The following is a 22,371-nucleotide window of genomic DNA, read 5'->3' as shown; positions in this document are numbered from 1 at the left end:
GGCACCACTGGCATCGAGGGGCTCACACCGCGTCGACCGCCTGGGATATCGTCGGTCCAGCCCCCTCCTCGCCGTCCAGAGCCGGAGCCATGACGCGCACCCTTCTCGTCTCCCCGGACCAGCCCGGTGCCTACCCGTCCATCGGGGAGGCACTGGCGGTGGCCACCGACGACGCGGTCGTCTCGGTCAGCCCCGGCACCTACCACGAGGCCCTGTTCGTCAACGATCGTGCCGTCACCGTGGTCGCGGCGCAGGGCCCGGGCACGGTCACCATCGACGCGTCCGCCGGGGCTTACCCGACGGTCTCCTGCAACTCGGGTCGGTTGGAGCTGCGCGACCTGGTCCTGAAGGCGGGTGACGCGCCGGTCGTGGTGGCCGACCGGGCGAGGCTCACCATGACCGGGTGCGAGCTGAGCGCCGGCTTCGGCGCGGCGATCCAGGTGGCCGGCCGGTCCGAGTTCACCCTCGACCGTTGCCGGGTGACCGGCGGACGGTACGGCCTGGTGGTGGAGGATTCCGACGGTAGCGTCGAAGGCTGCGAGTTCACCGATCTCAGCGAGGACGGCATCATCGTGCGGATCGGCGCGGCCCCGACCATCCGCACCAGCACGGTGACCCGCTGCGGCAACCGGGGCATCTACATCTACCAGTACGGCCGGCCCACCATCGAGACCTGCGACATCTCCCAGACCGGACAGGCCGGTGTGGCGGTGGTCCATCAGAGCGCCCCGGCGCTTCGTCGCTGCCGGATCCGCGACACCCGCGGGCCGGCGGTCTCCTTCGCCCGGGGTTGCCGCGGCACCGTCGAGGAGTGCACCACGGAGAACACCGGCCAGCCGGCGATCGAGATCGCCGAGGGAGCCGAGCCGACCGTCGTCGAGGGCACCGTGAACCGGAAGGCCGCCTTCGGCGCCGACGCCGCCCGCGCGACCACCGGTCAGGACGCCGCCCGGGTGGAGAAGCTGCTGGCCGAACTGGCGGCGATGGTCGGCCTGGAGTCGGTGAAGGAGGAGGTACGCGCTCTCATCGACGAGATTCAGGTCAACGAGTGGCGGCGCAGTGCCGGGCTGCCCGTCGGTGCGGTCAGCCATCACCTGATCTTCGCCGGCGCCCCCGGCACCGGTAAGACCACCGTGGCGCGCATCTACGGTGACCTGCTGGCGGCGTTGGGCGCACTGCCCGGCGGCGCCTTCCGGGAAGTCTCCCGACGTGACCTGGTCGGCCAGTACATCGGCCACACGGCCGAGAAGACCGCCGCCGCATTCGAACTGGCGCGTGGCGGTGTGCTCTTCATCGATGAGGCCTACACCCTGTCCCGGTCGTCGGGCACCGGCGGCGACTTCGGGCAGGAGGCCATCGACACGCTCGTCAAGCTGATGGAGGATCACCGCGACGAGATCGCCGTGATCGCGGCCGGCTACACCGGTGAGATGCTGCAGTTCCTCGATGCCAACCCCGGTCTGGCCTCCCGCTTCGCCAAGACCGTGGAGTTCGGCAACTACTCCCCGGAACAGTTGGTCGTCATCGTGGAACGAATGGCCGGCGGCGACGAGTACCTGCTCGCCGACGGCGTCTCCGAGGTGCTCCGCGAGCACTTCGGCACCATCGAGCGGGACCAGAACTTCGGCAATGCCCGGGAGGCGCGCAAGCTCTTCGAGGGTGTCCGGAAGGCGCAGGCCCAGCGGTTGCGGCAGTCCGGCCAGCGACCGAGCCTCGACGAGTTGCGGACCGTGACCGTGGCCGACGTGCGCGTCGCGATCGGGCGATGACGATGCGGCGCCGGGCAGGGAGGGACGCGCGGTGACGCATCCGGGTGCGGCGCAGCCGGGCGAGCCGGGTTGGCAGCATCACCCGGGGGCGGCGGCACCGCCGCCGCAGCAACGCCTGCCCCAGCCGGGCGCGGTGCCGGCACCGACGCTCGGCGGCACCGGGCCCGGACACAACTGGGCGGCCCAGCGCGGGCCGGGCCGGGCCACCGTGGGCACCGCGTACACCAGTCGGGCCGCCGCTGCGGCACCGGCCGCCGTCGCCGCGCCCGCCGCCCGGTCACCGGAGAGCCGGGTCGCACCGCAGGCCGCGGCCGCCGCGACGGGACAGCCCGTCGCGGGGGTCGCCGCCGAGGACGCCGCGCCGGTCCCGGTGGTACGCCCACACCGACGGCAGCCGCGCGTCGGCGGGATCCACGTGGCTCAGCTCGTGGCCTGGCAGGCCGGCGCGGCGGCGGTGCTGGCGGCCACGCCGCACGGCCTGCCGCTGACCATCGCCGTGGCCGCCGTAGCCGTACTGCTGCTCGCTCCGACGATGGTGCGCCGCCGGGGCCGATGGCTCCACCAGTGGCTGGCGGTGTGGTGGGCGTACCGGGGGCGCAGTCGACAGGTGGTCGACGCCGGGTCCGACGGCCCCTGGCAGTTGCTGCGCCACCTGGAGAGCACCGTCGAGCTTGATCAGGTCGAGATCGACGATCAGCCGGCCGTGCTGCTGACCCACCGGGGCGGGCTCAGCGCGGTGCTGGAGGTCGATCCGACCGAGGGTGCGCTGCTCATGGGCGCGCCACAGGCCCTGCCGTCGCCGGTGGCCCTGCTGCCCGCCGCCGACCCGGCAACGCCGGTGGTGACGGTCCAGGTGCTGATCCAGGTGACGCCGGCACCCCGTGCCCGGGCGGCGGCGGTCGACCGGGCGTACCGCGAGCTGACGAACGGTGGCGTCCCGGCCAGCCGGCAGGCATGGGTGGTGTTGCATGCACCGCGGACCCCCGATTTCCATGCCAACCGCGACCTGCGGCCGGCGCTCACCGCGGCGATCCGGCGGACCCGCCGTCAGCTGCGGCAGGAGCGGGCGACGGCCCGGCTGCTGAACCGGGACGAGGTGCTCGCCGCGGTCGCCCAACTGACCCATCTCACCGGCGGTGCGGTAGGTACGGACCGACCGTTGGCCCGGGAAGGCTGGCGGAACTGGTCGGTGCAGGGTGTCCCGCAGAGCTGTCATCGACTGCTCGCCTGGCCCGGCCGGGGGTGGGAACTGGACCCGCTGCTGCGTGGGCTGCCCGCCGCGGCCGGCGTGGTGTCGGTCTCGGTGGCTCGGGAGAATGACCGACCCGGTGACGACGACGCTCTGGTGGAGGTGGCGTTCCGGCTCATCGGCGCCGACCCGGCCGCGCTGGCCGCCGCCGACAAAGCGCTCGACCGGGCGATCCGCGATCACGGTGGTCGGCTGCAGAGACTCGACGGTGAGCACGCCCACGGCGTGGCCGCCACCCTGCCGTTGGGAGGCTTCCTGCGATGAATGGCGTCGCGTTTCCCGGCAGCCGGATGGGGCTGCACGTCGCGGACGGTGCCGCCGTCGCCGGGCTACGGCTGGTCGCCGGTGGCGGTGGGCTGGTCGTCGGCCGTAACCGTCAGCAGGAGCCGGTGGGACTGCGGGTGTTCCGGGCCGAGCCGACCCGGCTGATGCTCACCGGCGGGGTACGCGCGGCCGAGCTGCTCGCCTTCCGGTCCCTGGCGCTCGGCGCCCGGCTGTTCATCCAGACCGCGCGGGAGCAGGAGTGGGACGCCCTGCTGCGGCGTTGCGTCATCGGCCGGGAGATCGCCTCGTTCCTGCCGCCCGGTGTCGCTCCTCCGGTGCCGGCCACACCCACCGAACCGCAGCTCGTGGTGATCGACACCGGGCCGGTGACCGGGCCGGACACCAATCTCAGCGCGCCCTGGCGGGCCACCCTGGTGGTCCGCGACGACCTGGCCGGCTGGGACGTCGAGGTCCTGGTACGCAGCGACATCGTGGTGCTTCAGCGGCTCACCGAGGCCGAGGCCGCCACCGCCGCGAACGCTCTCGGTCTGGCCAGCGTGCAGAGCTGGTTCACCCAGTTGCATCCGGAGATGGTCGGTTTGATCACCAGGGGCAAGGTGCAGTGGGTGATGCTCAGCATGACCGGCACCGAGCGTCAGCTGATCGGCCCCGTCGCCCGGGCGGGCTGACCGAGGACCGGCGTCACGGTCTTTGCCGCATTGGTACACCCGGCGGCTCCCGCATGGACACCGGTGCCGCTTATCCTCCGACGGTCTACTCCCTTCGGAGGCCGCTTACATGCAGCGCACAAGAAGTACCCGACTACTCACAATCCCGGGCGTACTGGTCACCGCCACCACGCTCATCCTCTCCAGTGGCACCGCAGCCGCCGCAGACCCGGCGCCCACCGTGCCGTTCATCAGTGAGATCCACTACGACAACGTCGGCGCGGACACCGGCGAGGCGATCGAGATCGAGGGGCCGGTCGGCTTCGACCTGACCGGCTGGCAGATCGTCCTCTACAACGGTGCCAACGGCGCGGCGTACGGAACCCGGACGTTGGGCGGCGCGGTGCCGGCCTCGGGTGTGGTCGTCGAGTCGTACCCGGCGGACGGCATCCAGAACGGCGCCCCCGACGGCGTCGCGCTCGTCGCGCCCGGCGGTGACGTCGCCGAGTTCCTGACCTACGAGGGCACCTTCGCCGCGGTCGGCGGACCGGCGAGCGGCCGGACCGGGGTGGACATCGGGGTGCAGGAGACCGCGTCGACCCCGGCGGGCCACTCACTCCAGAAGATCGACGGAACCTGGCAGGCGCCGGCGGCGAACACCTTCGGGGTCCGCAACGCCGCGCCGGACCCGGATCCCGATCCGGACCCGACCGGCTGCACCGTCACCGTCGACCACACCATCGCCGAGGTACAGGGCACCGGTACGGCCACGCCGCTGGCCGGCAGCCGGGTGACCGTGGAGGGCGTCGTCACCGCCGACCACCGCACCGGTGGCTACAACGGGGTGTACGTGCAGACGGCGGGCAGCGGTGCCGAGCGCCCGGTCGCCGCCGGCACCGCCTCGGACGGCATCTTCGTGTACCTCACCAGCAACACCGCGAACCACCCGGCGGTCGCCATCGGCGACCGGGTCCGGGTCAGCGGCACGGCGAGCGAGTTCAACGGCCTCACCCAGCTCACCGTCGCGGCCCGGACCGACGTGCAGGTGTGCGCGCAGGGTGCGCCGCTGCCGGCACCGGTCCCGGTCGAGCTGCCGCTCGACGAGGCCGCCCGCGAGTCGGTCGAGTCGATGCTGGTCACGCCGGTCGGCGCGTACGCCGTCTCGGAGGTGTACAACACCAACCGGTACGGCGAGGTGGCGCTCACCGCCGGTGACCAGCCGGCCCGGACGCCTACCGACGTGGCCCGCCCCGGCTCGGACACCGCGCAGGCCCTGGCCGCCGAGAACAAGCTGCGTCGCCTGCTGGTCGACGACGGCCGGACGACCAACCTGGCCACCGCCGGGCTGCTGCCGCCGTACGTCTCGCCGGCCAGCCCGTTGCGGGTCGGTGACCAGGTGGAGGCGTTCGGCCCGTCGGTGCTGTCGTACGGCTTCAACGAGTGGCGCCTGCAGCCGACCCGCCCGGTCGACGCGGACACCGCGCCGGCGGCCCGCACCACGTTCAAGAGCACCAACCCGCGTACCGCCGGACCCGTCGATGTCGGCGGCGACCTGCGGGTGGCCAGCTTCAACGTGTTGAACTACTTCGTCCACTTCGGCGGCGACGCCCGGGGTGCCGCCGACGAGGCGGCGCTGGCCAAGCAGGAGGCGAAGATCGTTTCGGCGATCTCCGCACTGGACGCCGACGTGGTGGCGCTGGAGGAGATCGAGAACTCGGTCCGGTTCGACGCCGAGGATCCGCAGCAGGCGCTCAAGCGCCTGGTCGCCGCCCTGAACAGCGAGGACGGCGCGGGCACCTGGGACTACGTACGCACTCCGGCCGAGCTGCCGAGCGCGGCCGAGCAGGACGTCATCACCACGGCGATCATCTTCAAGCCGGCCAAGGCGCAGCCGAAGGGCCCGTCGCGGTCGGTGAACGACGAGACGGTGTGGTCCAACGCCCGCGAACCGATCGCGCAGACGTTCACCGCCGGCTCGGTGGACTTCGTCGTGGTGGCCAACCACTTCAAGTCCAAGAGCGGCGCCGGCACCGGTGACAACGCCGATGCCGGGGACGGTCAGGGCGGTTGGAACGGTGACCGGGTCCGGCAGGCCGGGGCGCTGGCCGCCTTCGTGGACCAGGTCAAGGCGGACAGCGGTACCGAGGACGTGCTGCTGCTGGGTGACTTCAACGCATACACCCAGGAGGATCCGATGCAGGTCCTCTACGACGAGGAGTACCGCAACCTCAACGACACCGGGAAGACCAGCTACGTCTTCAACGGTGAGTCCGGCTCGCTCGACCACGCGCTCGCCTCGCCGTCGCTGGCGTCGCGGGTCACCGGTGTCGACGTCTGGCAGATCAACGCGGTCGAGTCGTACGCCTTCCAGTACGACGGCCTGGCCGCGTTCTACGCACCCGACCCGTACCGGGCCAGCGACCACAATCCGCTGATCGTGGGCATCGACACCGGGGCCGACACCGGTCCGGTGGACCTCCAGTTGTTGAGCATCAACGACTTCCACGGCCGACTGGAGTCGCCGGCCACCGTGGGGGGTCAGCCGGTCGGCGGTGCGGCTCAGGTCGCCGGTCTGGTGAACCAGTTGCGGGAGCAGAACCCGAACACCGCGTTCGTCTCCGCCGGTGACAACATCGGTGCCTCCACCTTCATCTCGGCGATCGACGACGACAACCCGACGATCGACGCGTTGAACCAGGCCGGCCTGCTCGTCTCGGCGGTCGGCAACCACGAGTTCGACAAGGGCATGTCGGACCTGACCGGTCGGGTCACCGACCGGGCCGACTTCCCGTACCTGGGTGCCAACGTGTACCGGGGTGACACCCGGGCGCTGCCGGCGTACGCGGTGGACACCATCGGTGGCGTCCGGGTCGGCTTCATCGGCGTGGTCACCGAACAGACCGCCTCGCTGGTCAGCCCGGACGGCATCGCCGGCATCACCTTCCGCGACCCGGTGGCCGAGGCCAACCTGGTCGCCGGCCAGCTCAAGGACGGCAACCCGGACAACGGCGAGGCCGACGTGGTGGTGCTGCTCGCGCACGAGGGCGCCGCTACGGAGAACATCGACTCCCCCGAGGCGTTGGCGAACGACCCGGTCTTCGGCGAGTTCACCCGCGCCGACGCCACCGTCGACGTCATCTTCAGCGGGCACACCCACCAGCCGTACGCCTTCGAGGTGCCGGTTCCCGGCACCGACAAGCTGCGGCCGATCGTGCAGGCCGAGGATTACGGCAAGCGGCTGGGCAAGGTCACGCTGACCTTCGACCCGGAGGCGGGTGCCATCACCGCCGCCGACGCGTCCCTGGTGGACGTCGTCGGCGCACCGCAGGATCCGGCGGTGGCGGAGATCGTGGCCGCCGCGAAGGTCCGGGCGCAGGAGCTGGGTCAGCGCAAGCTCGGTGAGATCACCGCCGACATCCGGCGGGCGTACACCGACGGCAACGAGGATCGGGGCAAGGAGTCGGCGCTTGGCAACTTCATCGCCGACGTGCAGCTCGCCGGTACCCGCGACGCCGGCCGGGGCGGGGCGCAGATCGCGTTCATGAACCCGGGCGGTCTGCGGGCCGACCTGCTGTACGGCGAGGACGGCACGGTGACCTACGCCGAGGCCTTCGCCGTCCAGCCGTTCGCCAACGACGTGGTCACCAAGACCTACACCGGTGCCGAGATCAAGCAGGTGTTGGAGCAGCAGTGGCAGCCGGCGGGCGCGTCCCGCCCGGTGTTGTGGCTCGGCGTGTCGGAGGGCTTCAGCTACACCTACGACCCGCAGGCCGCCCAGGGTTCGCGGATCACCTCGATGAAGCTGAACGGCACGCCGATCGACCCGGCGGGCAGCTACCGGGTGACGGTGAACTCGTTCCTCGCCGCCGGCGGGGACAACTTCACCACCCTCGGCGGCGGCACCGACCCGGTGACCACCGGCGACAACGACCTCACCATGTTGGTCAACTACTTCGCCGCCAACTCGCCGGTGACCGCGGACACCGAGCCACGGTCGTCGGTCGGTCAGGGCGAGCCGGAGTGCACCACCACGATCACCGGCAGGCACGCCAGGCCGCTGCTCGTGACCACCGGTCTGACCTGCGTGGAGAACGCCACGATCGCCGGCCCGGTGTCGGTCGCCGCGGGGGCCTCGCTGCGGGTGACCGGCGGCACCATCAACGGCCCGGTGTCCGCCATTCGGCCGGTACTGTTCGAGCTGTCCGGGACGAAGGTCTCCGGTCCGGTCATGGTGATCGGCGCCACCGGCGACCTGAAGATCAGCAAGGCTCGGATCAATGGACCGTTGGCGCTGGTGGCCAACCTCGGTGGGGTGCGGGTCGACGGAGTCACCGTCAGCGGCCCGGTGGGCGTGACCGGCAACTCCGGCAGCCAGCCGGTGGTCGTCGCCGCGAACACCGTCAGCGGCCCGCTGGCCTGCTTGGGCAACACTCCGGCCCCGGTGAACGAGGGTCGGGCGAACACGGTGCGGGGCCCGGCCTGGGGTCAGTGCGCACGCCTGTGACCGGTAGGTGACAACGCCGGTCCGCGGTCGGAGTTGCTTCGACCGCGGACCGGCGCCCGGTTCGTTCCGGCCCGCCCGAGTGGCCGATGCATACCCCCTGGGGTATATTCGGATCGGTTACCCGATCGGGGCGGCATCTCCGCACCCCCGCCGGGTAAGCACTCGCTGGAGACGAACAACCGAGGAGTTGGCATGACGGTGCAGGTGTCGGTCATCACGACGTCGTCCCTCGGCGACCGCAGCTACCTGGCCACCGACGGCCGGGTCGCGGTCGTCGTGGACCCGCAGCGGGACATCGACCGGGTGCTCTACCTCGCCGGCGCGGCCGGCGTGCGGATCACCCACGTGGTCGAGACGCACCTGCACAACGACTACGTCTCCGGCGGGCTGGACCTGGCCCGGCTGACCGGGGCACGGTACCTGGTCGCCGCCGCGGACGAGGTTGGTTTCGCCCGGGTACCCGTCGGCGACGGCGACGTCGTCGAGGTGTCGGAGACGCTGCGGCTGCGCGCCGTGGCCACCCCTGGTCACACCTTCCACCACCTGTCGTACGTGCTCGACGAGGCCACCGAGGGCGGCTGGACCACGACCGGCGTCTTCACCGGAGGATCGCTGCTGTTCGGCACCACCGGCCGCACCGACCTGCTCGGCGCGGAGCACGCGCACGAGTTGGCCGAGCGTCAGCACACCTCGGCGCGGCGGCTCGCCGACCTGCTACCGGACGGGGCTCAGGTGTGGCCCACCCACGGCTTCGGCAGCTTCTGCTCGGCGAGCCAGGCCGACGCCCCGGATTCGACCATCGGCCGGGAGAAGCAGGTGAACCCGGTGTTCCGGCTGGCCGCGACCGAGTTCGTCACCGAGACCCTGGCCGGTCTGGACGCGTATCCGGCGTACTACGCACACATGGGGGTGGCCAACACCGCCGGCCCGGCACCCGTGGACCTCACCCCGGTGGCGCGAGCCGACGCGGCACGCTTGCGGGAGCGCATCGCCGCCGGGGAGTGGGTGGTCGACCTGCGGCACCGCAAGGCGTACGCGGTCTCGCACCTGGCCGGCACGGTGAGCCTCGGCCTCGACGGCCCCATGTCGACCTGGCTCGGCTGGCTGATCGACTGGGGCACCCCGGTCACCCTGCTGGCCGAGACACCCGAGCAGGTCGCCGACGCCCAGCGCGAGCTGGTCCGGATCGGCATCGACCGGCCCGCCGCCCAGGCGACCGGCGACCCCCGGCAGTGGGTCGACGAGCCCGCCGAGCTGCGCGAGCTGCCCCTCGCGGACTTCCCGGCGCTGGCCGCCGCGCAGGCCGGGAACGCACCGGCCGGGCTGCCCGCCCCGCAGGTCGTCCTCGACGTGCGGCTGGGCAACGAATGGCGCGACGGCCACGTCGAGGACGCCGTGCACGTGCCGCTGCCCGAGCTGCCCCGCCGACTGGCCGAGATCCCGGCGGGCACCGTCTGGGTGCACTGCGGGTCCGGCTACCGGGCCGCCCTCGCCGCCTCCCTGCTGGCCAACGCCGGCCGGGACGTGGTGCTCGTCAACGACCGCTTCGACCACGCCGAGGCGGCCGGCGTACGGCTGGACCGCAGCGCCTGACCGCCGGCGGGTGATCTCGACCGGGGCCGGCGGCGAGTCAGCCGGCCGGCGGTTCCGGCGGACTGATCGGCAGCAGGACGCGGAACAGGGTGCTGCCGGGCGTGCTGGTCACCCGGATGTCACCGTGGTGCTTGTTGACCACGATCCGGTAGGAGATGTCCAGACCGAGGCCGGTACCCTCGCCGACCGGCTTCGTGGTGAAGAACGGCTCGAAGATCCGGGGGCGGATGTCGTCGGGGATGCCCGGCCCGGTGTCGGCGATCTCGACGATCAACCAGTCGTCCTGCCGGAGAGTGCGGACGGTCAGCACCCCGTCGCCACCGATCGCGCCGAGCGCGTTGTCGATCAGGTTGCTCCACACCTGGTTCAGCTCGGCGGCGTACGCCGGGATCGATGGCAGGTCCCGGTCGTACTCCCGAACCAGCCGGACCCCGGCGGCGATCTTGCCCTTGAACATCACAAGCGTGGCGTCGAGCAGTTCGTGCACGTCCACCACCTGGTACGGTGCCCGGTCGAGCTGGGAGTACTGCTTGGCGGCACCGACCAGGGTGGAGATCCGGGTGGCGGCGTCGGCGATCTCTCGCATGAGCAGTTCGGTCTCGACCGTGTAGGCCAGCCAGCGGACCGCCGCCTCCAGGTCCTCCTCGCCGACCGACGCGCGGACCCGTTCCAACCAGTCGACGTCCAGCCCGCCGCCGACGAGCGTCGACGCCAGCTCCCACCCGGCGGTCAGGCCCCGGTCGTCCAGCCAGTCGGTCAACTCGTCCTCGGCGTCACTTGTCGCCAGCGGCGAGAGGGTCGGCGCCTTGGCCACCCGCTCGACCGCCTCCTCCTGGAGACCCACCAGGGAGTGCAGCCGCCGACCGTCGAGCCGGCCATCGGCGATCATGGCGAGCTTGTGCCGCATGCCGGCGATCCGCTCCCGCAGACTGGTGGTGGCCCGCACCGCCGCGCTCGCCGGATTGTTCAGCTCGTGGGTCAGGCCGGCCGACAGGGAACCCAGGGCCAGCAGCCGCTCGCGCTCGCCGATCAGCGTCTGGGTGTCCCGCATCCCGATGAACATCCCCTCCAGCAGGTGCATCGCCATCGGGAACCAGGTGCGCACCGCGTGGGCGAACTGCTCCGCCGGCAGCACGAAGAACTCGGCGTCGGTGAGCGCCCACATGCTGTTGCGGTACTGCCGGTCGTCACCCAGGTACGCCTGGGTGGCTCCGCCGTACACCCCGCGCTGCGCGGTACGGCTGATCTCCACCTGGTCGCCGTGCACCGTGCGGCAGAGCCGCACCGTGCCGTCGAGCAGGACGAAGAAGCACTCCGCCGGATCACCCTCGGCGTAGACCAGGTCACCTTCGCCCCGCCGCTCGACCCGGCCCTGCTCGGCCAACCAGCTCAACTGGGTGTCGTCGAGCGACTCGAAGAGGAACAGCGTCCGCAGGTCGTCGGGGGTCAGCCGGCCCGGGCCGACGCCAGGATCCCCGTTGGTCACTGTGCCTCCAGGTACCGGTGCACGAGCGACACGGCCATCGCGCCCTCACCGACGGCGGAGGCCACCCGCTTCACCGAGGCCGCGCGGACGTCACCGGCGGCGAACACACCGGGCACGCTCGATTCGAGATGGTACGGCTCGCGTGGCAGCGACCAGCCCGCCGGTCGACGTCCCCCGGCGACCAGGTCCGGTCCGGTGACCACGAAACCCCGTTCGTCGCGGACCAGCGTGCCGTCCAACCAACCGGTCCGGGGCTCGGCACCGATGAAGACGAACAGCCAGGACGTCGCCACCTCCCGCTGCTCGCCGGTCCGGGTGTCCCGCAGGGTCAGCCGTTGCAGGTGTTCGTCACCGGCAGCGCCCGCCACCTCGGTGTGCGGGTGCACGGTTACCTGGTCGATGCGGCCCAGTTGGTCGATGAGGTACCGGGACATCGACGTGCTCAGGTCCGCGCCCCGGATCAGCAGGTGCACCCGCTCCGCGTAGCGGGAGAAGTAGACGGCCGCCTGCCCCGCCGAGTTGGCACCGCCCACGATGTAGACGTCCTCTCCCACGCAGCTCGGCGCCTCGCTGGCCGCCGAACCGTAGAAGACGCCCCGGCCGTTGAAGTCGGCCAGGCCGGGCGCGTCGAGCATCCGGTACGACACGCCGGTCGCCAGCACCACCGAGTGGGCGGCGAGTGTCTGCCCGTCGCTGAACCGCAGCAGCCGCGCCGACCCGGCTTCCGCCAGGCCCACCACCTCCCGGGTGCTGAGCAGTTCCGCGCCGAACTTCAACGCCTGCCGGCGGGCCCGCTCGGTGAGCTGCGCCCCGGAGACCCCGTCGGGAAAGCCGAGGTAGTTCTCGATCCGGCTGCTCTGCCCGGCCTGTCCACCGGTGGCCAGCCGCTCCACCAGGACGGTGCGCAACCCTTCCGAGGCCCCGTACACGGCGGCCCCCAGGCCGGCCGGCCCGCCGCCGATCACCACCAGGTCGTAGAAGTCCGCCGTGGGGGTGACCTCCAGTCCCACCAGCCCGGCCAGTTCCGCCTCCGAGGGTGCCACCAGCGCCTTGCCGTCGGTGGTGACCACCAGCGGGACGTCGGCCGGGGTGACCCCGGCCGCCGCGAGCAGCCGGCCGCCCTCGGGGTCGTCGGTCAGCAACCACCGGTACGGGACCAGGTTGCGGGCGAGGAAGTCCCGCACCGTGAACGACTCGGCAGACCAGCGGTGCCCGACCACCCGTATCTCGCTCTCCCCGGCGGCCGGGCTGGCCGCCCACGCCTCCAGCAGCGAGTCGACCACCGGGTAGAGCTTCTCCTCCGGCGGGTGCCACGGCTTGAGCAGGTAGTGGTCGAGGTCGACCAGGTTGATCGCGTCGATCGCCGCACCGGTGTCGGCGTACGCGGTCAGCAACACCCGGCGCGCGGCCGGGAACAGATCCATCGCGGCTTCCAGGAACTCGATGCCGTTCATCTCCGGCATCCGGTAGTCGGCCAGCAGCAACGCCACCTGGTCGCCACGCAGCTTGACCTCGCGCAGCGCCTCCAACGCCTCCGGCCCCGAGGTGGCACGGACCACTCGGTACCGGTCGCCGTAGCGGCGCCGGATGTCCCGTGCGACCGCCCGGGAGACCGCCGGGTCGTCGTCGACGGAGAGGATGACCGGGTTCGCCATGGGCCCATGAAACCACGCCCGTGTTTCGGTCACACCCGGCGATCAAGATGGCGGGCTGGTAGCCGGGACGGCGCGAAAGACGACAGTCACGCCGAACGATGCCCCGTCGACCTGGTAGGCGTAGCAACCCGGTCCGCTGACCGTCGTGGTGGCCGGCAGGTCGCTGTCCGGCTGGCTGAGCACGGCGTAGTACCCGTCGTCGCGGGACTCACCGGTGTAGGAGAACCGGACACCCGCGCTGCCCGGCGCGTCGATCCGTGCTGCCCGTACCAGCACCGGGCCGGTGTAGCCGGAGCCGACCCACCGGACCTTCTTCGTATACGTGCCGTCCGGTGCCCGGTCCTCGTCGCGCAGTTGCAGGGCACCGTCGGCGAAGTAGTCGGCCACCGGGTACAGCGGGCCGGGGCCGAGCACCCGGTGCGCCAGATCGCTGTCAGACCAGGGCCGGGGCTCGGTGACCGGGCAGGGGTCGCCAGGCCCGACGGTGGGCAGCTGGAGTGGCGGTGCCGTCCATCCCGCGGACGTCGCCGCCGGTGCCGGCGACACCGGCGCGGCGTCCGGCGACGGATCGTCACAGGCCGCCAGGCTCAACGCGAGCAGAACGCCGACACACCCCCAAGTCCACCGCACCATACGCGCAGTATCGAACGGCGCCGTCATCGGCGCAGCCCTCGTCCGGCCCGTTGTCCCGGATCTCGCTCCTCACCAACCGGTTCCGGAGGTCCTCCGCGCCCGATCGAGCAGCGCCCGCCGCTCGGCATCGCCGGGCACCCGGTCCGCCGCCGCGCGGAACAGCGCCGCTGCCCGCTCCCGGTCACCCTGCCGGGCGACGAGGTCCGCCTCCACCGCCAGCGTCAACGGATAGCCGTCGAGTCCGCCGCCGGCACGCGCCTCGGTGAGCAGAGCCAGCCCGACCTCCGGCCCGTACGCGTACCCGTGCGCGACGGCTCGGTTCAACGCCACCACCGGAGTCGGCTGCGCCTGGAAGAGCTGGTCGTAGCAGTCGGCGATCCGTCGCCAGTCAGTGGCTTCGGCGCTGGGCGCGGTGGCGTGGCACGCCGCGATCCGGGCCTGCCACGCGTACGGGCCGGACTCGGTCAACCGGACGAGCAGGCGGTCGGCCTCGGCGATCGCCGCATGGTCCCACCGGGACCGGTCCTGTCGATCGAGCGGAATCAGGTTGCCGTCGGTGTCCCTTCGGGCGGTCCGGCGGGAGTGCTGCAGCAGGAACAGCGCCAGCAGGGCCGTCGCCTCCTGCTGTTCCGGCATGAGCCGGACCAGCAACCGGGCCAACCGGATCGCCTCCTCGGCGAAGGCCGGCTCGCCGTCCGCGTCGTAGCCCTGGGTGAACAGCAGGTAGAGCACGCCCAGCACCCCGGGCAGCCGTTCGGTCAGGGCACGGCCACGCGGCACCCGGTACGGGATACCCGCCTCGGCGATCCTCGTCTTGGCCCGGGTGAGCCGCCGCGTCATGGTGGACTCGCTGACCAGGAAGGCCCGGGCGATGTCGGCGGTCGGTACCGCGCAGATCGTCCGGAGGGTCAGCGCGACCCGTGCCTGCGGCGCGAGTGCCGGATGGCAGCAGGTGAAGATGAGCCGCAGCCGGTCGTCCACCACCTCCTCGTCCGGTACCGGTTCCGCGGTGGCGGCCGTCAGCGCCAGCACCGCCACCTCGCGCAGCTTGCGCCGCTCGACCGAGGCCCGCCGCAGCACGTCGAGCAGCCGGTTCCGGGCAACGGCCATCAACCAGCCCGCCGGGTTGGCCGGCACCCCGTCCACCGGCCAACGATCCAGTGCCCGGGCCAGAGCCTCCTGCGTACAGTCCTCGGCCAGCGTCCAGTCTCCGGTGATCCGGATCAGGGCCGCCACGATCCGCGGGTACGCCTCGACGGCGGTGGCCGCGACGGCTCGCGCCGCCGCGGCCCGATCGGCCGCCGTGCCCCCGTTCCCGGCACGTCGCCGCGCCGCCGCGCCGTCGTCGGCGGTCGACGTCCGCGGCACCGCGTTCCCGGCGGCCGGGTCCGTCACTGCTCGAAGTCGGCGAACGGACGGAGTTCGATCCGCCCGGCCCAGGCCATCGGATGCGCCCGGGCAACTTCGATCGCCTCGTCCAGATCGGCGCACTCCAGCAGGTCGAAGCCGACGATCATCTCCTTGACCTCGGCGAACGGCCCGTCGGAGACCAGCAGTTGGCCATTGCGGACCCGGACCGTGGTGGCGGCCGAGGCCGGAGCCAGTTGGGCACCCTGCAGGCGTCGGCCGGCCGCGTCGTTGTCGGCCACCCACACCTCGACGTCCGGGTGGTTGCTCGGCTCCGGGTCCGGCTCGGGATCGGTGCAGACCAGCATCATGTACTTCACGTGAGTGCCTTTCGAATCGTCAGGAGGGTTGGTTCCACCGACATGACGAACGGCGGAGCCGGCTTCCGGACAACCGGAGGGTCTCATCTTCCGCGGATGCGCTGCCAGGTGCCTTCGGTCACGGCCGTCGGCGTCGACGTACCCCGGCGACAAGCGTGTCGCTGTGCGCGATCAGGATCAGCAGACCGGTGATGATCGCGGAGTTGACCAGCATCGACTGTTCGTGGCCCGCTGCGGCGGCGACGAGAATGGCCACCATTCCGATCAGCCGTTGCCAGGAGAGCCGATTGTGCACGGCCAGCGCCAACAGGATCCAGCCGGTGAGGAAGAGCGCCGGGCCGGCCGCCATCGTCACCACGGCGGCCAGATCATGGGAGAACGGTTCCATGATCATCAGTCGCGAGCCGACCCCGGTCGCCAGGACGCCGGCGACCATCACCAGGTGCAGGTAGCCGGCGAGCAGGCCCAGCCTGCTACCGGGCGGTCCCATGGCCTCGATCGCGGCGCCGAGCCGCATCCCGCCGGGCACGAGGTAGAGCCGGCCGAGACTGACCGCGTTGATGAACATCAGGGCGAACGCCAGAGTGCGACCCAGGTCGAACCCGCGTTGGCTGTACGTGATGCCAGCGGTCAGGATCAACTCACCCAGGGCGATGATGAAGATCTGCTGGTACCGCTCGGACAGATGCTCCCCGATGATCTGAAGGTTCTCCCAACTGCTGCGTCCGAGCCCCGGTGTCGGCCAGCGCAGTCGCGCCATCGAGTAGTCCAGCACCACCGCCGCCGTCCAGAGGGCCACCTGGGCCGGCCCGACGAACGCCCCCGTCAGCCACAGCACCCCGGAGACGGCGAACCAGATCGCCACCCGCAGGGTCCGCAGTTGCAGCGGATGCCCGTGCAGGGCCGGTAGCAACATGGCCGCCCGACCCAGATGGATCGCCACGTAGGCACCGGCGAACACCAGCGCGTGTCCGGCGTACGCGGTCGGTGCCGCGGCGGCCATCAGCATCCCGCCGAACATCACCCAGAGCAGCAGCCCGCTGATCAGTGGCGTACGCGGCTCGAACCAGTCGGTCGACCAGGCGGTCACGAACCAGACCCACCAGATGGCGGCGAGCAGCAGCGCCGTGCGGAACGCCCCGCCGAGGCTGAGGTCTTCCTCGAGAGCACGGGACAACCGGTTCAGCGCGAGGATGAAGGCCAGGTCGAAGAAGAGTTCCAGGAACGACGCCCGCCGGGAGATCTCGCGCCGCCGCAACAGCCGCGCCGGCAGCCCACTGGACATCGTCGCCCTCCGCGCGTCGCCGGGGATCGCGCCTCAGTCGTACCACCGAACGGTCCCGCTGCGACGCCGAACAGCGAGATCAACACCCAGCGCGGAGTCCTCACGGGGGGCCGGTCCGCGCCGGATGGCACGGGCTCCACACGCGCTAGCCTCGGGGCGATGCAGCACACCCCCGACGGCCGGGCCGCGCTGACCACGGCCGAACGCGCGATCGATGCCCGCTTCCGCGCGGCGCTGGCCCGGCTACCGCGTCAGGGGCCGGCCGGGTGGCTCACCGAGTTCGTGGTCTTCGGGCTCAAGCAGGCCTGGGCGTGCGTGTTCGGTGCCGCCATGCTGGCGATCATCTGTGCCGCGCACCTCTGGTACCCGGACGACGCCGCGTTCGCCCGCAACGACGCCCTCACCGTCGCCGCGGTCGCCATCCAGGTCGCCATGGTCGCGGGACGGCTGGAGAGCCGGCGCGAACTGCGGGTGATCGTCCTGTTCCATCTCGTCGGCACGGTGATGGAGCTGTTCAAGACCCACGTCGGCTCGTGGACGTACGAGCCCGAAGGGGTGCTCCGCCTCGGTGGGGTGCCCCTGTTCAGCGGCTTCATGTACGCCGCGGTCGGCTCCTACCTGGTCCGGGTGAACCGGCTGTTCGACCTGCGCTTCACGCGCTATCCGAGACGCTGGTTGACGGCCCTGGTGGCGACCGCGATCTACGTCAACTTCTTCACCAACCACTACCTGCCGGACGTGCGGTGGGCGCTCGTCGCGGCCGTGGCGCTGGTGTTCGGTCCCTGCGTCATGCACTTCCGGATCTTCCGGGCCCGGTTACGCATGCCGTTGCTGCTGGCCTTCGTCCTCGTCGCCTTCTTCATCTGGCTGGCCGAGAACATCGCCACCTGGTCGAACGCCTGGCTCTACCCGAGCCAGGCGGACGGTTGGCATCCGGTGTCACTGACGAAGCTGACATCGTGGTTCCTCTTGATGATCATTTCGGTGGTGCTGGTCGCCTGGATCGCACCGCCGCAGCCGCCCGACGACGACCAGCCATCGCACCGAGGCACCGACGAAACGGCGTCGGCCGCGGTGCCGGTCGGCCGGCGCCGATCGTCTGGTGACCAGCTCAGCCCTGGCGGCTCTTCCACTGCGGGTTGAGCCGGTTCACCACGACCACCCGGCCACGTCGGCGCACCACCGTCGAACCCGGCTTCCGCTTCAGCGACCGGAGGGATGTCCGTACCTTCATGTCCGTTTTCTCCTCGGCTCGGGTCTCACGCCGTACGCCGGAGGCAACGCCGAGCGCGACGGTGGGATTCCCTGACCGGTGGCGGTCGATCGAGGGCCGGTCACCCGACCTACCGGTCGGACGGAGGTGTCGGTTCGACGGCCAGCAGGGCGGCCAACTGCCGCAGCACCTGGGGCCGGGCCCGGTAGTAGACCCAGGTGCCCCGGCGTTCGGAATCGACCAGACCCGCCTCTCGCAGCGTCCGCAGATGATGCGAGATCGTCGGGCCGGTCAGGTCGAAGGCCGGCGTCAGGTCGCAGACACACACCTCGCCGCCCTCGGCCGAGGCGATCATCGACATCAGTTGCAGTCGTACCGGATCACCGAGGGCCTTGAACGCGGGTGCCAGCACCACGGCGGTCTCACCTGACACCCGCTGCTGCGCCAGCGGCGGGCAGCACGGGGCGGCGGTGAGATCGAGGGAGAGTGGCACCGCCCGCTTCGACATACCCCTAGGTTGACATCAGTCTAATCAACGTGCAAATCTCTGTTTCGAAGAACATCGAGACAGAAGGCGGATGCCGCCCGTGCGACACGACGGGCCGGACCGCCCGCCTGTTTCGACAACCATCGAACACGAGGAGTAGCTGATGAGCGACCTGGACCAACTGCCCGTCGCCGTCATCGGTGCCGGGCCGGTCGGCCTCGCCGCCGCCGCCCACCTGCACGAGCGCGGGCTGCCGTACATCGTTCTGGAGGCGGGCGACGGCGCCGGCGCCGCCGTGCGGCAATGGGCCCACGTCCGCGTCTTCTCGCCCTGGCGGTACAACATCGATTCGGCCGCCCGCCGCCTGCTGGACGAGGCCGGCTGGGTGACACCCGACCCGGACGCCCTGCCGACCGGCGCCGACCTGGTCGAGCACTACCTTCAGCCGCTCGCGAACCTGCCGCAGCTCAAGCCACATCTGCGGTACGGCGCGCGGGTGACCGCGATCAGCCGACTCGGCTACGACCGGCTGCGTACCACCGGCCGGGAGTCCGCTCCCTTTCTGATCCGCCTCACCGACGGCCGGGAGATCCTCGCGCGGGCCGTCATCGACGCCTCCGGCACCTGGGGCAGCCCGAACGTGCTGGGCGCGTCCGGGCTGCCCGCCCTGGGCGAGACCGAAGCCGCCGCTCACCTGGAGCACGCCCTGCCGGACGTCCTCGGCACCGACCGGGCCCGCTTCGCCGGTCGGCACACGCTTGTCGTCGGTGCCGGACACTCCGCCGCCAACACCCTGCTCTCACTCGCCGAGCTGGCCGCGACCGCACCCGGCACCAAGGTGACGTGGGCCATCCGAGCACCGTCACCGACCCGCACCTACGGCGGCGGTGACGCCGACGCGCTCCCCGCTCGCGGTGCGCTCGGCTCCAGGCTGCGGTCGCACGTCGACGCCGGTCGGATCCGCCTGCTGACCGGCTTCTCCGTCCACGCGATCACTCCCACCGCCGGTCGGGTCGCGGTGACCGTCCGACGCGGCGAGGCCCGGGAGCAGGTCACGGTGGACCGGATCGTGGCCGCCACCGGCTTCCGGCCCGACCACACGATCGCCGCCGAGCTGCGCCTGGACCTCGATCCGATCATGGGGGCCACCCGCGCCCTGGCTCCCCTCATCGACCCCAACGAGCACTCGTGCGGCACCGTGCCGCCGCACGGCGTCGACGAACTCGCCCACCCGGAGCCCGGCTACTACGCCGTCGGCATGAAGAGCTACGGCCGTGCGCCCACCTTCCTCATGGCCACCGGCTACGAACAGACCCGATCCGTGGTCGCCGCCCTCGCCGGCGACTGGCAGGCGGCCCGCGACGTACGGCTTGAACTGCCCGAAACCGGCGTCTGCCGCAGCAACCCCGCGGAGTCGGTCACCGGTGACGACTGCTGTGGCCCCGCCGTCGAATCGACCGGCAAGGGCCTGGCCACCGGGATCAGTGGCGGTCTGCTCGCCGCACCGCTGAATCTGGTCGGCACCGACGAGCCGGCTACCGACCGGTCGGGCGGCTGTTGCGGCGGCTGAGGGTGGCCGACGGGTCGAGTGCCTGGCGGATGAGGTGCAGGGCCTGTTCCGCCCCGGGTAGGCCGGACTCGCTGACCACCCGGCCGTCCACGATTATCGCCGCGTACCCGGTACTGCGGATCAGGTCTCGCAGCAGGGCCCGCCAGGGCCGTCGCTGCCGGCGACCATCGTGCACGATCGCCGGCAACAGGAACAGCGTGTTCCGCGGGTCGACGATCTCCACCGCGATCTCGGCTGGCAGACCGGCACGTACCGTCCGGTAGACCTCGGCCAACGGCCGCTGGCCGGCCCGTTGCCGCGCCGACGCGGGATCCTCGTGCCGGCCTTCGACACAGCTGTCGGCCGCCCCGGTGCAGCAGCCGGAGCCGGCCCCGGGCGCATCCCACGGCCGGATCAGCAGGACCCGGTGCCGGGCCATCAGCGGCGATCGTCGGTGGCACCGGCACCGGCTGCCGACTCGGCACCGACCGCTCGCCGCGACTCGTCGGCCGGCTCGGAGTCGTCGGCACCCGCACCGCCGCTGTCCGGGCCCGGCCCGGAATCCGGCTCGACGGGCTGACCACTGGCGCGACGCAGGGCGAGCACCGCCTCCACGATCAGCCAGAGCGCGAGGACGAAGATGATGGCGTCCAGCGGTGCCAGCACCCACTCGTCGGCCGCCACGAACTCGCGCAACTGCACGATCAGTGCCCAGGTCGTCATCACCAGCAGGAAGACCAGCGGCACGATGACCGCGACCGGGTTGCGCCGACGGCGCAGCACCCAGACCGCGATGACGGCCAGGGCGAGCCCGGCGGTGAGCTGGTTGGTGGTGCCGAAGAGTCGCCACAGCACCCCGAAGGTGTAGCCGGCGTCCCCGCCGCCCGGCAGCAGGGCGAGGGTCAATGGTGCGGCGATCGCCAGCAGCCCGGCCAGGGTCAGGTGGCGGGACAGCCGCCGCCATCCGACCAACTCGGCGATCTCCTGCACGATGTAGCGCTGCAACCGGACGCCGGTGTCCATTGTGGTGGCCGCGAACGAGATCACCACCACCGCCGCGAAGACGGTCGCGAGCTGGAACTCGATGCCGAGGTTGGTGGCGAAGCTGGCGATGCCGTTCACGAAGTTGCGGGTGGCGCCGCCCGACGCGTCGGCGTAGCTGGCGTACAACCCCTCCCACTCGGCGCGCGTGGCGGCGACCCCGGCCGTGACCGCGATGATCGACCCGAGGGCGAGGCTGCCCTCGCCGATCGCCCCGGCGTAGCCCACGTACCTGGCGTCGGTCTCCTTGTCGAGCTGTTTGGAGGTGGTGCCGGAGGCCACCAGCGAGTGGAACCCGGATATCGCTCCGCAGGCCACGGTGATGAACAGGAACGGGAAGATGCTCGGTGAGCCGGCCGGCACGTCGTTGAACATCGGCGCCACGATCCGGTCCATCCCGACCAGCACCCCGGCGAAGATCACCGCGATGGCGATGAACAGCTGGTGGGAGTTGATGTAGTCGCGCGGCTGCAACAGCAACCAGACCGGCAGCCGCGAAGCGATGAACGCGTAGACGAAGAGGATGACCACCCAGAGGTCGCGCGTCCGATCGAAGCCCAGCGCGTCGGCCAGCCCGGTGATCTCGACGGGGTAGAGGTTGCCCACCCAGATCAGGAAGTAGAGCGCGACCACGCCGATGAGCGACGGCACCAGCGCCGCGCTGCGGGTGCGGTAGATGTACTGACCGATCGCGATGGCCAGGGGAATCTCCACGAAGATCGGGATGACCGCGCCCGGGTACGCCACGAGCAGGTTGCCGATCACCACCGCGAAGACCGCGTTCACCAGGGTGAGCAGGAAGAAGATGATCAACAGGAAGAGCGTACGGGCCCGCTTGCTGATCACGTCCGCGGCGAGGGTGCCGATGTTGCGCGCCCGGTGCCGCACCGAGACCGCGAGCGCCCCGAAGTCGTGCACGCCAGCCGCGAAGATGGTGCCGAGCACGACCCAGGCCAGCGCCGGTCCCCACCCCCAGAAGACCGCGATCGCCGGGCCGACGATCGGGGCGGCTCCGGCGATCGAGGTGAAGTGGTGGCCGAAGAGGACATGCTTGTTCGTGGGGACGAAGTCGACTCCGTCGGCGAACCGGTGCGCCGGGGTGACGTAGGCCGGGTCCAACCCGTACACCCGGTCGGCGAGGTAACGCGAGTAGTACCGGTAGCCGAGGGCGAACATCGCCATGACCGCGATGACGACGACGATGGCGGGCATACGGCTGCCTCCTTGCGGCCCGTGGGGGCGGGCGCT

The 22,371-nt window shown here is 71.5% G+C and carries 17 protein-coding genes; 7 read left to right on the top strand and 10 right to left on the bottom strand.

Annotated features, from left to right (window positions below):
- The first annotated feature begins 89 nt into the window (after positions 1-89).
- The 5 genes from O7605_RS21380 (at position 90) to O7605_RS21360 (ending at position 10,047) form a co-directional block, all read left to right on the top strand.
- The gene (locus O7605_RS21380) at positions 90-1,769 is read left to right on the top strand and encodes a right-handed parallel beta-helix repeat-containing protein (protein WP_269740811.1); all 1,680 of its coding nucleotides are present in this window, start codon (positions 90-92) and stop codon (positions 1,767-1,769) included.
- A 31-nt stretch (positions 1,770-1,800) separates the two neighbouring features.
- Positions 1,801-3,282: a type VII secretion protein EccE gene (gene eccE, locus O7605_RS21375; RefSeq protein WP_269740810.1), complete on the top strand. Its 1,482-nt coding sequence runs from the start codon at positions 1,801-1,803 to the stop codon at positions 3,280-3,282.
- Positions 3,279-3,971: a hypothetical protein gene (locus O7605_RS21370; RefSeq protein ID WP_269740809.1), complete on the top strand. Its 693-nt coding sequence runs from the start codon at positions 3,279-3,281 to the stop codon at positions 3,969-3,971. Before eccE ends, O7605_RS21370 begins: the two co-directional genes overlap by 4 nt.
- A 109-nt stretch (positions 3,972-4,080) precedes the next feature.
- A complete protein-coding gene (locus O7605_RS21365) occupies positions 4,081-8,454 on the top strand; it encodes an ExeM/NucH family extracellular endonuclease (protein ID WP_269740808.1) in 4,374 nt (1,457 codons plus the stop codon).
- A 192-nt stretch (positions 8,455-8,646) separates the two neighbouring features.
- Complete coding sequence (locus O7605_RS21360) at positions 8,647-10,047, top strand: MBL fold metallo-hydrolase (protein WP_269740807.1); 1,401 nt, start codon at positions 8,647-8,649, stop codon at positions 10,045-10,047.
- Positions 10,048-10,084: 37 nt separating this feature from the next.
- Here O7605_RS21360 and O7605_RS21355 read toward each other — a convergent pair whose 3' ends face one another.
- From O7605_RS21355 to O7605_RS21330, 6 genes are all read right to left on the bottom strand, one after another.
- Entirely contained in the window at positions 10,085-11,533 is a 1,449-nt protein-coding gene (locus tag O7605_RS21355) for an ATP-binding protein (protein ID WP_269740806.1), read from the bottom strand.
- Positions 11,530-13,188 carry an FAD-dependent oxidoreductase gene (locus tag O7605_RS21350; RefSeq protein WP_269740805.1) on the bottom strand — a complete coding sequence of 553 codons (1,659 nt, stop codon included), beginning with the start codon at positions 13,186-13,188 and terminating at the stop codon, positions 11,530-11,532. The genes O7605_RS21355 and O7605_RS21350 overlap by 4 nt, the downstream gene beginning before the upstream one ends.
- A gap of 42 nt (positions 13,189-13,230) precedes the next feature.
- Positions 13,231-13,821: a hypothetical protein gene (locus tag O7605_RS21345; protein ID WP_269740804.1), complete on the bottom strand. Its 591-nt coding sequence runs from the start codon at positions 13,819-13,821 to the stop codon at positions 13,231-13,233.
- 69 nt (positions 13,822-13,890) lie between these two features.
- Positions 13,891-15,216: an RNA polymerase sigma factor gene (locus O7605_RS21340; protein WP_269740803.1), complete on the bottom strand. Its 1,326-nt coding sequence runs from the start codon at positions 15,214-15,216 to the stop codon at positions 13,891-13,893.
- Positions 15,213-15,548: a YciI family protein gene (locus O7605_RS21335; protein WP_269740802.1), complete on the bottom strand. Its 336-nt coding sequence runs from the start codon at positions 15,546-15,548 to the stop codon at positions 15,213-15,215. Before O7605_RS21335 ends, O7605_RS21340 begins: the two co-directional genes overlap by 4 nt.
- Before the next feature lie 118 nt (positions 15,549-15,666).
- Positions 15,667-16,833, bottom strand: coding sequence for a low temperature requirement protein A (locus O7605_RS21330; protein ID WP_269740801.1), 1,167 nt, complete (start codon positions 16,831-16,833; stop codon positions 15,667-15,669).
- A 159-nt stretch (positions 16,834-16,992) separates the two neighbouring features.
- Between O7605_RS21330 and O7605_RS21325 the strand changes: the two genes are divergently transcribed.
- Complete coding sequence (locus tag O7605_RS21325) at positions 16,993-17,976, top strand: DUF817 domain-containing protein (RefSeq protein ID WP_332317142.1); 984 nt, start codon at positions 16,993-16,995, stop codon at positions 17,974-17,976.
- Here the strand turns inward: O7605_RS21325 and O7605_RS21320 are convergent.
- Positions 17,945-18,067, bottom strand: coding sequence for a 50S ribosomal protein L36 (locus O7605_RS21320; protein WP_269740800.1), 123 nt, complete (start codon positions 18,065-18,067; stop codon positions 17,945-17,947). The two genes, O7605_RS21325 and O7605_RS21320, sit on opposite strands and share 32 nt — an antisense overlap.
- Before the next feature lie 109 nt (positions 18,068-18,176).
- Positions 18,177-18,554: an ArsR/SmtB family transcription factor gene (locus O7605_RS21315; protein WP_269740799.1), complete on the bottom strand. Its 378-nt coding sequence runs from the start codon at positions 18,552-18,554 to the stop codon at positions 18,177-18,179.
- A gap of 142 nt (positions 18,555-18,696) precedes the next feature.
- On the opposite strand from O7605_RS21315, the gene O7605_RS21310 reads away from it, so the two are divergent.
- The gene (locus O7605_RS21310; protein WP_269740798.1) at positions 18,697-20,103 is read left to right on the top strand and encodes an NAD(P)-binding domain-containing protein; all 1,407 of its coding nucleotides are present in this window, start codon (positions 18,697-18,699) and stop codon (positions 20,101-20,103) included.
- Here the strand turns inward: O7605_RS21310 and O7605_RS21305 are convergent.
- Entirely contained in the window at positions 20,069-20,521 is a 453-nt protein-coding gene (locus tag O7605_RS21305) for a hypothetical protein (RefSeq protein ID WP_269740797.1), read from the bottom strand. The two genes, O7605_RS21310 and O7605_RS21305, sit on opposite strands and share 35 nt — an antisense overlap.
- Positions 20,521-22,335 (bottom strand): carbon starvation CstA family protein, encoded by a 1,815-nt coding sequence (locus O7605_RS21300; RefSeq protein WP_269740796.1) that lies wholly within the window; start codon positions 22,333-22,335, stop codon positions 20,521-20,523. The genes O7605_RS21305 and O7605_RS21300 overlap by 1 nt, the downstream gene beginning before the upstream one ends.
- Positions 22,336-22,371 lie beyond the last annotated feature (36 nt).

This window comes from Verrucosispora sp. WMMA2121, from assembly GCF_027460185.1.
In the GTDB taxonomy this organism is placed as follows: domain Bacteria; phylum Actinomycetota; class Actinomycetes; order Mycobacteriales; family Micromonosporaceae; genus Micromonospora; species Micromonospora palythoicola.
This window is presented reverse-complemented; position numbering and strand designations above follow the sequence as displayed.

Bases quoted from the DNA above. Each gene is read 5' to 3' on its own strand.
- O7605_RS21380 (WP_269740811.1), top strand. From the start codon at position 90: ATGACGCGCACCCTTCTCGTCTCCCCGGACCAGCCCGGTGCCTACCCG.
- O7605_RS21370 (WP_269740809.1), top strand. From the start codon at position 3,279: ATGAATGGCGTCGCGTTTCCCGGCAGCCGGATGGGGCTGCACGTCGCG.
- O7605_RS21365 (WP_269740808.1), top strand. From the start codon at position 4,081: ATGCAGCGCACAAGAAGTACCCGACTACTCACAATCCCGGGCGTACTG.
- O7605_RS21360 (WP_269740807.1), top strand. From the start codon at position 8,647: ATGACGGTGCAGGTGTCGGTCATCACGACGTCGTCCCTCGGCGACCGC.
- O7605_RS21350 (WP_269740805.1), bottom strand. From the start codon at position 13,188: ATGGCGAACCCGGTCATCCTCTCCGTCGACGACGACCCGGCGGTCTCC.
- O7605_RS21345 (WP_269740804.1), bottom strand. From the start codon at position 13,821: ATGGTGCGGTGGACTTGGGGGTGTGTCGGCGTTCTGCTCGCGTTGAGC.
- O7605_RS21330 (WP_269740801.1), bottom strand. From the start codon at position 16,833: ATGTCCAGTGGGCTGCCGGCGCGGCTGTTGCGGCGGCGCGAGATCTCC.
- O7605_RS21325 (WP_332317142.1), top strand. From the start codon at position 16,993: ATGCAGCACACCCCCGACGGCCGGGCCGCGCTGACCACGGCCGAACGC.
- O7605_RS21320 (WP_269740800.1), bottom strand. From the start codon at position 18,067: ATGAAGGTACGGACATCCCTCCGGTCGCTGAAGCGGAAGCCGGGTTCG.
- O7605_RS21315 (WP_269740799.1), bottom strand. From the start codon at position 18,554: ATGTCGAAGCGGGCGGTGCCACTCTCCCTCGATCTCACCGCCGCCCCG.
- O7605_RS21310 (WP_269740798.1), top strand. From the start codon at position 18,697: ATGAGCGACCTGGACCAACTGCCCGTCGCCGTCATCGGTGCCGGGCCG.
- O7605_RS21305 (WP_269740797.1), bottom strand. From the start codon at position 20,521: ATGGCCCGGCACCGGGTCCTGCTGATCCGGCCGTGGGATGCGCCCGGG.
- O7605_RS21300 (WP_269740796.1), bottom strand. From the start codon at position 22,335: ATGCCCGCCATCGTCGTCGTCATCGCGGTCATGGCGATGTTCGCCCTC.